General features: G+C 53.9%; 14 protein-coding genes and 1 pseudogene. 11 read left to right on the top strand and 4 right to left on the bottom strand.

All coding sequences use genetic code 11. From position 1 onward, the window contains the following. The first annotated feature begins 297 nt into the window (after window positions 1-297). Window positions 298-1,110, top strand: coding sequence for a M949_RS01915 family surface polysaccharide biosynthesis protein (locus AB4O35_RS20560; RefSeq protein WP_065945301.1), 813 nt, complete (start codon window positions 298-300; stop codon window positions 1,108-1,110). Window positions 1,111-1,218: 108 nt separating this feature from the next. Further along, the gene (locus AB4O35_RS20555; RefSeq protein WP_065873090.1) at window positions 1,219-2,133 is read left to right on the top strand and encodes a site-specific integrase; all 915 of its coding nucleotides are present in this window, start codon (window positions 1,219-1,221) and stop codon (window positions 2,131-2,133) included. A gap of 125 nt (window positions 2,134-2,258) precedes the next feature. Here the strand turns inward: AB4O35_RS20555 and AB4O35_RS20550 are convergent, their stop codons facing one another. Beyond that, window positions 2,259-3,116, bottom strand: coding sequence for an SDR family oxidoreductase (locus tag AB4O35_RS20550; protein WP_065873091.1), 858 nt, complete (start codon window positions 3,114-3,116; stop codon window positions 2,259-2,261). Between the two features lie 114 nt (window positions 3,117-3,230). Continuing rightward, entirely contained in the window at window positions 3,231-4,439 is a 1,209-nt protein-coding gene (locus AB4O35_RS20545) for a multidrug effflux MFS transporter (protein WP_460149254.1), read from the bottom strand. A 158-nt stretch (window positions 4,440-4,597) separates the two neighbouring features. Here AB4O35_RS20545 and AB4O35_RS20540 point away from each other — a divergent pair. From AB4O35_RS20540 to AB4O35_RS20525, 4 genes and pseudogenes are all read left to right on the top strand, one after another. After that, a pseudogene (locus AB4O35_RS20540) lies at window positions 4,598-5,353 on the top strand (MCP four helix bundle domain-containing protein); the annotation flags it as partial. Continuing rightward, entirely contained in the window at window positions 5,348-6,211 is an 864-nt protein-coding gene (locus AB4O35_RS20535; RefSeq protein ID WP_371905344.1) for a methyl-accepting chemotaxis protein, read from the top strand. The pseudogene AB4O35_RS20540 and the gene AB4O35_RS20535, both read left to right, overlap by 6 nt. A 328-nt stretch (window positions 6,212-6,539) precedes the next feature. Then, the gene (locus AB4O35_RS20530; protein WP_065873094.1) at window positions 6,540-6,959 is read left to right on the top strand and encodes a hypothetical protein; all 420 of its coding nucleotides are present in this window, start codon (window positions 6,540-6,542) and stop codon (window positions 6,957-6,959) included. A gap of 480 nt (window positions 6,960-7,439) precedes the next feature. Next, a complete protein-coding gene (locus tag AB4O35_RS20525; protein ID WP_460149252.1) occupies window positions 7,440-7,910 on the top strand; it encodes an antitoxin Xre/MbcA/ParS toxin-binding domain-containing protein in 471 nt (156 codons plus the stop codon). A 181-nt stretch (window positions 7,911-8,091) separates the two neighbouring features. Here AB4O35_RS20525 and AB4O35_RS20520 read toward each other — a convergent pair whose 3' ends face one another. Continuing rightward, the gene (locus AB4O35_RS20520; RefSeq protein WP_460149251.1) at window positions 8,092-8,397 is read right to left on the bottom strand and encodes a helix-turn-helix domain-containing protein; all 306 of its coding nucleotides are present in this window, start codon (window positions 8,395-8,397) and stop codon (window positions 8,092-8,094) included. Between the two features lie 83 nt (window positions 8,398-8,480). On the opposite strand from AB4O35_RS20520, the gene AB4O35_RS20515 reads away from it, so the two are divergent. The 5 genes from AB4O35_RS20515 (at window position 8,481) to AB4O35_RS20495 (ending at window position 12,858) form a co-directional block, all read left to right on the top strand. After that, complete coding sequence (locus AB4O35_RS20515; protein WP_460149250.1) at window positions 8,481-8,933, top strand: hypothetical protein; 453 nt, start codon at window positions 8,481-8,483, stop codon at window positions 8,931-8,933. A gap of 382 nt (window positions 8,934-9,315) precedes the next feature. Next, window positions 9,316-9,507: a hypothetical protein gene (locus AB4O35_RS20510; RefSeq protein ID WP_460149249.1), complete on the top strand. Its 192-nt coding sequence runs from the start codon at window positions 9,316-9,318 to the stop codon at window positions 9,505-9,507. 951 nt (window positions 9,508-10,458) lie between these two features. Continuing rightward, a complete protein-coding gene (locus AB4O35_RS20505; RefSeq protein ID WP_170057832.1) occupies window positions 10,459-10,668 on the top strand; it encodes a hypothetical protein in 210 nt (69 codons plus the stop codon). Between the two features lie 1,397 nt (window positions 10,669-12,065). After that, window positions 12,066-12,497, top strand: a complete 432-nt coding sequence (locus tag AB4O35_RS20500; protein ID WP_460149247.1) for a hypothetical protein — start codon at window positions 12,066-12,068, stop codon at window positions 12,495-12,497. Between the two features lie 16 nt (window positions 12,498-12,513). After that, on the top strand, window positions 12,514-12,858 hold the full coding sequence (locus AB4O35_RS20495) for a hypothetical protein (protein WP_460149246.1): 345 nt from the start codon (window positions 12,514-12,516) through the stop codon (window positions 12,856-12,858). Window positions 12,859-13,166: 308 nt separating this feature from the next. Here the strand turns inward: AB4O35_RS20495 and AB4O35_RS20490 are convergent, their stop codons facing one another. Next, window positions 13,167-13,751, bottom strand: coding sequence for a hypothetical protein (locus tag AB4O35_RS20490; RefSeq protein WP_460149244.1), 585 nt, complete (start codon window positions 13,749-13,751; stop codon window positions 13,167-13,169). Between the last annotated feature and the right edge of the window lie 23 nt (window positions 13,752-13,774).

Raw genomic sequence — 13,774 nt, 5'->3', positions numbered from 1 at the left:
GTTAGACGATATAGCGCGGTTTGCTATGAAGTGCTGTGTTTAAGATTAAGCGTAAAAATGTGGAACAGATATGAAAGGCTGATGAAAAACTCGTTTATTTGACAGGTAGACAGCTAGGGTTCAGCTAAACAACTAAGGGGCTTAGGGCTTTAGTTGGTTGGCGAAATAGGAACTGTTTCTGGTGCATTTGGTTCAACGTGGGCGCGCACGCTCAGCCGCGGAATTTTAGTGAAGAATCTTCTCTGCAATGCACCCCAAGTGCCGGTAAAGTAAGCCGTCTCTTGCCAGGGTGATCGGATGAATAGCGTGCAGCTTTTACGCGGCCAGTTGCGGCCAGTGTTGATGGGGTTGTTGATGAGCGTGGCGTGTGTCACGACCGTGCAGGCCGATGACGGGGTGGCGCTTACCAGCATCGACCAGGTGCCGGAGGGTGTGGAAGTGCGTGGCAAGCAGATCGCCGCCTATACCTGGGACGATAAACAAGGCAAGAACTTGCTGGTGCTCGCCGAGCAAGTCAGCGAGCGTGACGACGACGGCACCCAGTCCGCCTTTGTGTACGCGGCCCAGTACCTGATCGACGGCAACCGCCCTAAACGCGTGTGGATGCTGTACGACGATGTGCAGCATTGCGAGTTCGACGCGTCCCTGCGCTTCGACCGGGCCGCCACCAAGGTCACCGACTTGACCGGCGACGGCATCACGCAGGCTACCGTGGGGTATTCGCGCACCTGCACCAGCGACGTCAGCCCTAACGAATTCAAGCTGATCATGCATGTCGGTAAGTCGCAGAAGTACCGTCTGCGCGGTGTCGACCGCGTCGGTGCGGCCTGGTGGGACGAAGAGGCCGGCGCACTGCGTGGCATGCCATTGCCCAAGGATTGCAGCGTGGCCGGGCAGCAGGAGCTGGTCAGCCAATACAAGGAGCAGGGCACCGAATTGCCATTGCCGGGGTGTTATGGCGACGAGAAGGACTTTGCCAAGGCGCCGGAAGCGTACCTGACGTTCATGCGCCAGCACTGGTTCGCGCTGATGCAGAAGCAGGACAGCGACTGGAGCCAGACCCTGGTCCAGCCGCAGGAGCCCACCGAGGATGACGACACCGCCCCGTGACTTTGTGCCAGGGCCCGTCCTGGGTTAGACTCGGCCTTCGCCAATTCACTAAATACCTCGATTAAACAAAGGCTTGCTCGAGGTATTTAATCCAAAGGCTGATTTACTTTGACTGAGTCTATCCGCAACCCGCTGACCCTCTACCTCACCCGCCTGGCCCCCTCCAGCCAACTGACCATGCGCTACGTGCTGCAAGATGCAGCCGACCGCCTGGGCTTCGAGGACATCAACCTCGAAGACATCGACTGGCATCTGCTGCAACCCGAACACGTCATCGCCCTGGTCGCCGCTTTGCGCGAAGATGGCTATGCGCCAAACACCTCGTCGCTGTACGTGAATGCCGTGCGTGGAGTGATGAACGAAGCCTGGCGTATGAGCCTGATCAGCCAGGACCACCTGCTGCGCATGCGCACCGTCAAGGCCACACCCGGCACGCGCCTGAGCCAGGGCCGCAACCTGCGGCGCAGCCTGATCCGCGAAATGATGGAAGTCTGCGCCGCCGACCCACGCCCGCAAGGCCTGCGGGACGCGGCGGTGATCGGCATTCTGTATGGCTCCGGCATGCGCAAGTCGGAGTCGGTCAACCTCGATTTGGCGCAGATCAACTTCGAAGAGCGCAGCCTGCGGGTGATCGGCAAGGGCAACAAAGCGTTGATCAAGTACGCGCCGGACTGGGCGTTCGCTAAGTTGCAGGCGTGGCTGGCGTTTCGACGTGAGCAGCTCAAGGAGGGTGAGCAGGACGACAGCTTCCTGTTCAACCGCATTCGCCGCGGCAGCCATATCACCCGCGAGCGCATCACGAAGCATGCGATTTACTACATTGCGCGCCAGCGCGGCGAGCAGGTGGGGGTGAAGATCATGCCCCATGACTTCCGTCGCTCGTTTATTACGCGGGTGATCGAGGAGCATGACCTGTCGATCGCGCAAAAACTGGCGCATCACACCAATATCCAGACCACTGCCAGCTATGACGTGCGCGATGACAATGAGCGACGGCGGGCGGTGGATCGGTTTGATCTGTAGAACCGGCGAAGGGGATCCCCTGTGGGAGCCGGGCGTGCCCGCGATGCAGTCACCTCGGTATTTCTGGTGTACCGAGGTGATGCAATCGCAGGCAAGCCGGCTCCCACAAGGGTATTGGGCAGGGTTTAGAGGATGGGTTTGCCGCCGGTCACCGCGTAGCGCGAGCCGGAGATATAGCTGGCCTCATCCGAGGCCAGCAACACGTAAATCGGCGCCACTTCCACTGGCTGCCCAGGCCGGCCCAGCGGCGTTTCACTGCCGAAGCTCTTCACGTCTTCATCGGTCATGGTCGCCACAATCAACGGCGTCCAGATCGGGCCCGGCGCGACGCTATTGACCCGAATGCCTTTACTGCCGAGCAATTGCGCCAGACCACCGGTGAAGTTGGCAATCGCGCCTTTGGTGGCGGCGTAAGGCATCAGCGTTGGCTTGGGCATGTCGGAGTTGACGGACGACGTGTTGATGATCGAGCTGCCGGCCTTCATATGCGGCACCGCCGCCTTGCACAGGCGAAACATCGCGGTGATGTTGATATCGAAGGTCTTGACCCATTCCTCGTCCGAGATTTCATCCAGCGTTTCATGGCTCATCTGGAACGCAGCATTGTTGACCAACACATCGATATGGCCGAATTGCTCGACCGTCTTGTCGACCAGCGCCTGGCAGACGCTGCGCTGCGCGATGTCGCCGGGCAGCAACAGGCACTGGCGACCGGCTTCTTCGACCCAGCGTGCTGTTTCCTTGGCGTCTTCGTGTTCGTCCAGGTAAGCGATGGCCACATCGGCGCCTTCGCGGGCAAACGCGATGGCGACCGCGCGGCCGATACCGCTGTCGGCGCCGGTAATCAGGGCGATCTTGTTGGCCAACCGACCAGACCCTTTGTAACTCTGCTCGCCGCAATCGGGGTACGGGTCCATTTTTTTCTGGGAGCCGGGCACGGATTGAGCCTGCGGGGTGAAGGGCGGGCGAGGGTAGTCAGTCATTTCAATCTCCATAGGTTTCCAAAGGTGCTATGGGATTAGTAATGAGCAGGCCGGCGATAGTTGTAATGGATGCCGGTTGGGCCCGACGAATGGTTTACGTCGGGCCTGAGCCTATCAGGCGGAGGGCGGGGCGCTTGCCAGGTGCGCGGGCAAGCGTCGCAACGTCCACCACGTGGTGAGCATCGCCGCGATGGCACACAGTGCGATGCCGACCAACATCGGCGCGGGCGTGTGATCGGCAAACACGCCGACCAGGGTCATGGACAGCGCGGCGGTAATCATCTGGATCGCTCCGAGCAAGGCCGACGCCGAACCCGCTATCGCACCATGATCCTCCAGGGACAACACGCCGGCCGCCGGCAGCAACAGGCCGAGAAAGCCGAAGCCGATAAACAGCAGCGTCATCATCAATGCCAGGCTGTCGACCCACAACGTGGTGATTGCCAGCAGCACCATGACCGCCGCCACGGCCACTACCGACCAACGAATCAGCGGCGCCAGGCCAAAACGCGCGCTGAGGCGGGCGGTCAGTTGGCTCATCGCAAAGAACGACGCGGCGTTCAGGGCAAAGCACAGGCTGAATTGCGTAGGTGTCAGGCCGAAGTACTCGATGTACACGAACGGCGCACTGCCGATAAACACGAAGAATGTGGCCAGGCCGAAGCCGCAGACCACCGATAAACCAATGAACACCGGATCGCGCAGCAACGCCCCATAACTGCTGAATGCGTTGCCCAGGGTTTTGCCCAGCCGGCGCTCGGCGGGATGGGTTTCCGGCAGTTGCACGATGGTCATTATCAGGCACGCCACGGCGACCACCGCCAGTACGGCAAACACTTCACGCCAGCTCCACAGCGAGATCACCAGGCTGCCGGCCAGCGGCGCGAGGATGGGCGAGACACTCATCACCAGCATCAGCAGCACCATGAGTCGCGCGGCTTCATGCCCGGTGTACAGGTCACGCACGATAGCCCGGGGAATCACCATGCCCGCGCACGCGCCGAACGCCTGCACGGCGCGAAAGGCGATCAGGCTTTCGATGGTGGGCGCCAGCGCGCAACCCACACTGCCCACGGCAAAAATCACCAGGCCGGCATAGATCGGTGGCTTGCGCCCGAACACATCACTGATCGGCCCGTAGAACAACTGGCAAACCCCAATGATGACAAAGAATACCGTGAGGCTCATTTGTACCAGCGCCGGCGAGGCGTGCAGGCTGGCGCCCAGGGTTGGCAGGGCCGGCAAGTAGATGTCGATGGCAAAGGGGCCGACGGCAGTGATCAAGCCAAGGAGCAAGGCAAGGTGGGCGATACGTTGAGGCATGGGGCAGTTCCGGGCGAAGCAAAGGTCGATCAGCTTAAGGGATCCGTACAAAACCGCAAACGTGGGCTTCAATAACTCGTGGTGGCGGCCGATAACGTGACCAGTGGCGCTTCTGCGGTTGACTTTCCAACCGGCTCACCAGATACGGGGATATCTGCATGACGATCAAATTACGCTTGATTCTGTTGATTGTGACAGGACTGCTTACCGCCTTGATCATGAGCTTTGTCAGTTACCTGGGAAATACCCGGATGGGTGACGCCGTGCAGGAAAATGAAGTCAGCATGACGGTGCTGCGCAACCACATGGAAGCCGACATGATGCACGACGCCCTGCGCGCCGATGTGTTATCGGCCATGCTGGTGGGCTTGGGTAAAAGCACCAGCACCAAGGCCGAGGTCAACAGTTCGCTGCAGGAACACGCCGAGCATTTTCGCCAAGTGTTGGCGGACAACCTGAAACTGCCACTGGACGATACGCTCAAGGCAAACCTGGAAAAAATCCGCCCGAGCCTCGATAGCTATATAGGTGCAGGCGAGCGCATCGTCGCCCTGGCGCTGGACAATCCGGAAGCCGCTCGCGGCGAACTGGATACGTTCAACACCGCTTTCACCCGGCTTGAAGAACAAATGGCAACCCTGAGTGAGCTGATTGAATCCAACACCCAACAGACCAGCGTTGGCACTCACCATACCATCAGCAACGCCAACTTCACCCTGGGCACCGTGCTGATCGCCAGCCTTTTATTGCTATTGGCTCAGGGCCGCTGGGTCATCCTCAGCATCATGGGGCCGCTGCAGACGGCCAGCCGCATTGCTGCCAGCATTGCCAGTGGCAACCTGAGCGAACCGATTGTCGAGCCCAAACGCAAGGACGAAGCCAGTTCATTGATTCGCAGCCTCGCCACCATGCAGCGGGATTTGCGCGGCATGATCGAAGTGGTGCGCAGCAACGCTCATGGTGTGAATGACATGAGCGAGCAATTGAGCCACGGTTGTCATGAAGTGGCTGGCAGCAGCCAGCAACAAAGCGCAGCGGCCAGTACCATGGCTGCTGCCGCGAGTGAAATGACCGCCAGCATTGAAGAAATCACTCGGCACGCCGGCCGCGCATTGGACATGGCCAACCAGGCTGAAACCTTGGCCAAGGACGGCGGCCGGGTGATTCATCAGGTGGTCAGTGACATGGACGGCATTGCCCGTTCCGCGCAGCAATCCGCCCAGGTTATCCGCACGCTGGACAAGGAGTCCGAGGCGATTTTCAGCATTATCCAGGTGATCAAAGGGATCGCCGATCAAACCAACCTGCTCGCCCTGAATGCCGCAATCGAGGCCGCACGCGCCGGTGAGCAAGGGCGTGGTTTTGCTGTCGTCGCCGATGAAGTACGCAGCCTTGCCGGACGCACCAGTGCTTCGACCCAGGAGATTGCCAGCATGGTCGGGCGTATCCAGCAAAGCACGCGGGAAGCGGTGACCAGCATGGAGGAGGGCGTAGCCCAAGTGGATAAAGGCATGGCGGTGACCGCCGAGGTGGAGCGGGCGATTCGCGAAATTCTCCAGGCCACCTTGAACACCACGGAAATGGTCAACGATATCTCCCGTACGATCGGGGAACAAAGCCTGGCCAGCAATGAAATTGCGCATCAGGTCGAGATGATTGCGGGTATGTCGGAGGGTAATAGCCGGGTCATCGCAACGACGGCGTCGACCACGGACGAGTTGTCGTCGTTGGCGGGCAAGCTGTCGCAGTCAGTTGATCGCTTCACGCTTTAGGCGCTTAACTATTTAATTTTAATGGTTATTTTTGTGCTTGCTATCAGGGCAGGGGACTTAAGGTTCCGTGCCCCTTTGGCACACTGCACACCGGGCTGCCTCCGACTTTCCACGAATCTCCTTAGCTCAGGCGGCGGTCTACAACCGCCTTTGTCTCGCTGACCTTTTCTCACCCATTTGTTGGTCAATATATATAACTAAACTAAATGACTATTTAGTTGAGTTATACCTTAATTGCATTAATAAAGAGCAGGGTACAAGCGTTGGGGTAACCAGTTCATTGCCCTATAATTCCCGACCATGCCCAACACTTAGGAGCAACATCGCTATGGAAACAAGCACCTCCCAACCTTGGTACAACACACGTCCCGCGCCGGTCTTCATGACGGTTTTCTACTGCACTATTGTCTTGCTGCAAGCCGGTCTCTGGGTGGGATACGTAGGATTTCCAATGGTCCGGATGGGCGACATGTCGATCTTGCTCTTTATCAATGTCTGTGCCGTCACGCTGCTGACCTTCGCAGGCGGCTTGATGCTGCTGTGCAGGAAAAAGAGCAACTCGTTGTGTTTTATTCTGGCGTTGGCGTTGGGTGCGGTTTCTACACTGAGCCTGTTGAGCAGTAATTCCTTCGGAGAGGTGTTGTCGCTTCCAGTATTCAAGGAGTACGCCTTGGTGTTCGGCATTTGGATTTACAGCCTGCAACTGCGTACTTGCGGCTATTACGATTCCAAGCACGTTGCCAGTTAGTCAGCGTCGCTGAGCTGGGCCGTATCGAGTTAACCGTCGCAGGGCTTTTTTGGCGTCGCCAGATTTAGAGTGAGGCGTCGCTGGATATTTGTGGGTGGCGTTTGCTCTGATGCGAGAAGTTCGGCTTGGTCAGCCTGGTCAGCTGGTAAAAGCAGCCTTCAGGGCTGCCCAGCTCTATAGATAACACTTCGCATAATGTATATTATGTTAAATTGTGTATTATGCTGTGGGTGGTTAATCCCTGTATCTCAGCCACTCTCATTTGCTCGCGACTGCGGTAATTCGAGACTTTCCTTGCGAAACTCGCACGTACCCACGCTTAATTCGTAGAAATTTAGAACAGCCTCGCCCTAAAATTATCAACTTTGAAATTTCCTCGCCCTAGGGGCAGCCTTCAGCCCTTATGTCTTGCGCGTTGAATCCATCTAGAATTGACTAGACCTAGTCCTCATCCGTCACCCCACGTCACAAGTGAACCCTATGGATTCTCATGATGCGCAAATGCCCGCGTCAGGCCAACAAGTCCGAAGACCAACCGAGTATCTGACTCCAGTCAGGATCGATGAGCTAAGCCAGTTCAGCATTTTCTTGCTGGCGAAAGAAGGTTTCACGCTCCAAGACGTGCGTGCCATGGTCTCGACTTCCAAGATCTATGCATCGTCGAAGGTCATCGAACGAATCGTTGGCAAGCCGAGGCATAAAAAAATCGGCAAGAATTATGATGGAGCCTTACGGCTCAATGCTTTCCAAAGTGCTGTAGCTTTTCAGTTCGCCAGGGTTCTCGAGCACGCAACGACGGTTTTTGGCAGTCTGCAGCTTGCCGAAGAATGGCTTCAAAAACCCTGTAAGCACTTGGCGGATCTGATTCCTCTCACTCTGGTAGATAACCCAGTTGGATTTAGAGTAATTGAAGACTACTTGGGACGAGTCGAGTTTGGGGTCTACCAGTAGGCCTTTCTATGCTTTTGTTGGTACTAGCGATAGTGTTGTGGAAGCATCGTGTCGACGGTGCCTCCCTCTACCCTTCCCCACTTATTCACTCTGAGGCTGCGATCGCAGTCCAGCCAAAATCTTCACGGCCAGCGAAATCAAGCACTCACTGAGCACAGACAAATCTTCAGCTAGCGGCGCTTTAGTTTCGTTGGGATAGGTTTTCAAGAGAGGTTACCTCGGCCAGTTCATCCCTGATCGTCTGAAAAAGCCGTTCAACGTCTTGATGGTCGTCCCTACCGATGTAGGTAGCGACGAGGATCGTGAGGGGATGCACCTCAAGGGCTCCAGCGAGTTGATTGATTTTCTCCAGCGTAGGGTTTTTCAGGCCTCGTTCCAGCGAGCTGAGATACGTACGGCTGCTCACTGTAGAAAAATCCTCTTGCGTGAGGTTTTTACTGGCTCGAACCTTTTTGAGCGCCTGGCCGAAGGCGATGTTGAGTTCCAATTTTCCGTTCCCACAAAAGGAACGATGAAGCGCTATCGAATCCTATGGGACTACAATCTATAGTGTTCATTTTAGGGGGTGCCATGTTTACTACCTATCCGCGTGCCGAAATAGCGTTTGACCCGCCCGATGAGCCAGCGTCTCCAGCCGGGCAAAGGGTGTGGAGCTTCGTTGAGCAGGAACTGATGTTGCCGTGGTTTTATATACAAGTGGCGCATAGGTCTGGGCGTGAAAATTTCGCCAGCATGCTCATGATGTACCACGCTCATGAACTCAAACAGCTCGTCGATGCCCAGTCGAACCATGTGTGGGTTGAACAGGTTCAGTTGGTGACACCTCCTCATGTCAACAGACAATCCACCTGGCTGATGGAGCCACTGACGATGGCAGGGATTGCAGCAGATCCTCAAGACGGGTCGTACGTTCTCCTCTACCAAGTGGCCAGCGGGACCGTCTATTCATTGAGAGACAATCTTGATAAGAGTTTGGCACCCTTTAGAATCTTGTTTTCGGATGTACGTGACCTACGGCGATAGGTAGCCTCCCAAGAGCGTCGGATATGCGTACTAAGGCCGGTGGAGAGGAGCGTGCGCGGATAGCAACCCGTCTCTTCAGAGGAGCTCGCCTTAAACGACATGTGCTGGGCACCGCCCAAGGACACTCGCGAGAATATTTCTGTTCTCTATATCCAGCGCAGCCCACACGACACGCTTTTTACCCGAGTATGTGGCGGCGTTGGGTCCCGGTGCAGTTCAAAACATGGCATGCTGCTGGAGCTGAACGACGTTGTAATTCACGATCCTATACCTGAAGTCAGAGAGACGTCTTTGCGGGAAGGCTCCACATATCACCAAGGCGTCGGTCTTGCTTACTATCTCACCCAGGACTATGATTTGGTGGGCGACGAGGGATCTTGAAATGGCAACTGAAGTCAACTGCAAAGTTAAAGCACAAGCAAAGTCGAGATTGACGCGCCTGCACAAGTCGCCCAAATACCGCTGCTTTTTTGGCGCAGCTGCCATTGACGCATTTAGTCAGGTTGAAGGTTCCGCCTTCGCCGGAAAGTCGGTCAAGCGTGTAACAGATGACGAGCTGTCGCCCCGCTGCTGATCAATTTAGATACGAAGAACTGGGCCTAGTCCGGTTTTTTTATTGGCACGGACATCTTGAACAGCCTCCTCAGCACCGCTCAGGATGTAGCACCTCTTCCGCGGGAATAGGTAGTATATGAGGTCACAAAAAGCGTCTGACTTTCCGCTGATGCAGAGTTGACTCAAGGGTAAATCGCTGCATCAGCGATAACAGAACGAAAATTAGCTGTTATTGTATAGTCAAAAATTGCACAAACTCAAAGGCAGTAGCTACTGCGAGATTAACAAACGTGTTCCCCTGGGATAATCTCCTGACATAGCTGAGCCCATGAATTATGCCCCGTATAAAGCTTGAACTGACTTATGATATTGACCCAAATAGACCACTGCCCTTTTACTTTACTAGAGCTCAGCTACTGAAGCTTCACTCATTGCTTTGCGGCTCAGAGCCAAAGACCGTGAAGATAGGAAACTACTACTTTGCTTACTTTGGTAGTTACTTGGGGCATAACACTGACAAAGCACATGCGTCTAAATATGGTTTCCATGAAGACCCCAGCGTAATTAGGAACATGATAGAAGAGCTGCTCCTCCAATAAAAATGGGACTTTCCAGCCAATCCCCATCGATTGTCGATATGACGCACCATCTCGACGAGGCGTCGTCGCGCTGGCAGTTGAACACCTGCAGCGGCTCATCCTAAAGCGCCAACGCAGTGGCTTCAAAAATTACGCGAGTGATGAGGTCTTGCCCTCATCGCCGACTGACCGTGATTCGCTGTAACGAAGAGAAATTCCTGATGGCCAATGTACGCCCCAAAGTCGACGCAGTGATCGTCGGCCTCAGCTGGTGCGGCTCGCTGGAAAACTGACTCGCGCCGGGCTGAATGTGGTCGCCGTCGAACGCGTTTACACAACTGGTTGTCGAAAATTTCCCCACTGCTACGCTGTCGGCACAAGGAGAATAACCAATGACGAATTCAGACTTGCTCCCTTCCCTGCTTTTCAAGATCAATCAAAACCAACTCGCCCTCGAAGCTGCCATCATGGAGCTAACACTTTGGGTCGAGCACCGCGGATCCGCTGACGTCGCCGAAAATGTTCGCGGTGCGCTAGATACAATCAGCAAAAACGAAGAGTTCATCAAAATGACACTCGCGGTGCTGATGACGCCGAAGTGACGTAATCGGGAGAGCGCATATGAGGCGTCGCTTAATGCCTTCGCGGGTAAAATTATCCATACAATTCCGTGGGATGACTGGACTGCCCATGCACCGTAGATATCTCCAACCTACGCTTTGACTGCACCGTCGAGCAGCAGATCGAATCTACTTTACACGTCCTTAACTCAAATCATTCAGCGCCGCGATCAGCTCACTCTTACGCATAGTTGAACGCCCGGCTATTCGGTTTTTACGAGCTCGCGTAGTCATACGCCAGCAAAAATGGCTGGTGGGTGGAATTAACCTTGTAAATTAATCTTCAGCTGGCACCAGCTTTTTTGCACAGACCATGCTGACATCGATAGGAGATAGCGCCAGCACTGATATACCTGCAGGCGCCTCAAGCGCGGCAACTGTATGGCTTAGCGAGGTCGGCGGTTCCGCAGCACTAGGGTTCTGGAGTGCGGAAGTGATTGTATTTAGAAATGGAGCGGGCTCGGCGCCGGAAAGATTCCTTGCACTGCACAGAATCCGTGGCGAACTTGCCAAAAATGGCAATGCCAGTGAGAAGAAAAAGCTCGCGAATGGGAAGCAGACGGGAGCGAAGGCGAAACCCTAACTCAATGCGACCGGCCAATTGCCGCAAGCGTTTCCTCGCCGCCAGCTTCCAAGGCTCAACGGCTCAACGGCCCAGCGCTCAGCAGCTGGGCGCTGACGTCAATGACATCAACTTCAGAGCCGCTCGGATGCAGCCCTGAAGTTGCGCAAGCACTTGCCGTCGCGCGTTATCCCGCTCCCCTTCGTCAACTATGGGAACTCCCTGCCCCTAGCCAAAATTTTGACAATAGTCGCAGACTGCTATAACTCTTTAGCTCCGCGATCTTGGCGAAATCGGGCTCATAAGATAAGATCGCTCTTTCGCCAAGGGTTTTAAATATGAGCAGTGGGATGCCGGAATATAAGAAGAGCTTAGATGACGAGCTAGACTGGTCCTCGGTTGAGCAATACCATGAGTCAACAATGCAAATTAGCAATCAATGCTTTGAATACAAGAAATTATGCGTGGGTGCCTTGGGCATTATTATCGCGGCCATGCTGAAGCTCGGAACGGATACAACTCCATTATTGCTTTCGCTAACCTGCCTATTCATTAGCATCGGGTTCTGGATGTGCGATACCATAGCCTATTACTATCAAAGAGTGAATCGACAGAAAATTTTGAATCTTCAAACTAAAATCTCAAACCGAAACACTGGAGAATCTATCGCCCCACCTATACTGTCTAATTCATGGAGTGCAGCGATTTTTAACAAATCCATGCTGCTATACATTTACTGCTCAACCATTTTCGTACTCATCATGCTCGCAACCATCATCATGCATATTGTCAAGCATTTCGCCTCTGGCCAGTAAAAATGAAGATATTTATCAGCTACACCACCAGAGACAAAATAATAACGAGAGATTTCCTTAGTATCTTGGAGTTCGAATTATCTGACTTAGGGGATATCTATATCGATCTTCTTCACAATCACTCAAAAAATAAGCAAGCAAGAGTGGCAAATGAGTTGCAGCAGGCAGATATTTTTATGCTGCTGAGCACTGACTCCATAAAAAACTCGCCGTGGGTAAAATGGGAAATAGATACTGCGAAGGCAATTGATCTTCATGGCGTCACCATACATGCGGACGCTTCCACAAACGAATTTTCCATAGATGAAATTCGCCTGACCATCTCTGGTGCTATCGATAAGTTAGTTGCAACCCGAAAAAATTCCCGCATTAAGTCTCTGAAAAATCAGAGACAAAAAATTATCACCCCGATGGTTATATCTGCCACCCCCTAAAGGTAATAGGATAGTTATGAATCAGATCTCGAAGTGGAAACGATTGCTGATTTTTATGGAACAGCTTGGGTCCGCTGGATGTGTGGGAACGAAAAGCGAGGCCTTCAAGCTTGTAGAAACGATTTTGGATAAAGTAGAAGATGATCACAGCGGACAGCCTAAAAATTATAAAGATACAGGGCAACGTATGTATTTATGGGATTTTACCAAGTGGGTTTACGATGACTCAGGGCTCTCATCTATAGTGCTAAAAAACCATATGCTATCTTTGTACGAAGACGGCAGCATCAAAATAGAAATTCTCTTGGGGAGTGGTCCGATCACTATATTCTCCAAGTCGGGCATGACGGCGACCATTTAATACCCCTCGCACGACTTGAAGCTACCCCTTCAGGGCCTCTAGATCGGCCAGGTATCTTTTGAGTTGACGGAACTATGCAAACTTTGACATAAGTAATTCTTGAGTAGTAATTTCCCAACGAGACTATAAATGGAAATTCACATCTAGGGATTACCAACGTCCCATCGCCATTGTCTGCGACGCCCCCGCCAAGGCTGTTCAGAAAAAATACAGTCGGAAGTATCATTAAAAATATGACACCCCAGTGCCGCTTGACTTTGCGTGACATGGCCTCCATGAGCAACAGCATTCCCACCATACACCTGCAACTACGATACCGATGTCACTCCCGCCCAGAAAAATCCGAACATCACAATGAGCGAGGAAACAGCTATAATCCCATAAGTGGCCCAACCATATCTAGCAAAGAGAACAACAAATCTAAGAAGCGAGAAAGATGTAATTGTGATCGCAAGGACTATTAGAGCAAAGCAATAAATTCCTGCGATCGCAGCCCCAAAATTGGAAAAAACCCCGTGCGTCGTCAGCATGAGCACGCTGCCTAAAAAGCCGCCCAACGCTTGTTCACCCAGAAAAGCCGATACCACCGGAAACGTAATAGGTACCTCATTGTCCGGTAAGGCCAGGAAATTTGAGAATCGGGTTTCTCCGGCCGCTTCGATCCTTCTCCTTGCGAACGGAAGCCACAATATAAAGCCCCCCAAGGCGCTGATCATAACCGCCGAGAATACATATACCGGTTCGCGACCAGAAAGATAGAGTTGAAGATAGGCGACATCCAGCAGAGCCACAACAACCAAGACCACACCCGCAATAAGGAGCTCCCACCCTCCATAGACACCATTCAGATGTTGCTCGCCTCCACTATTCAACTCCGACTTAGTTTCGTTCATTTTTTCTACCCACTATTCACGTT

Source organism: Pseudomonas sp. H1_A03 (assembly GCF_054685145.1).
This window is presented reverse-complemented; position numbering and strand designations above follow the sequence as displayed.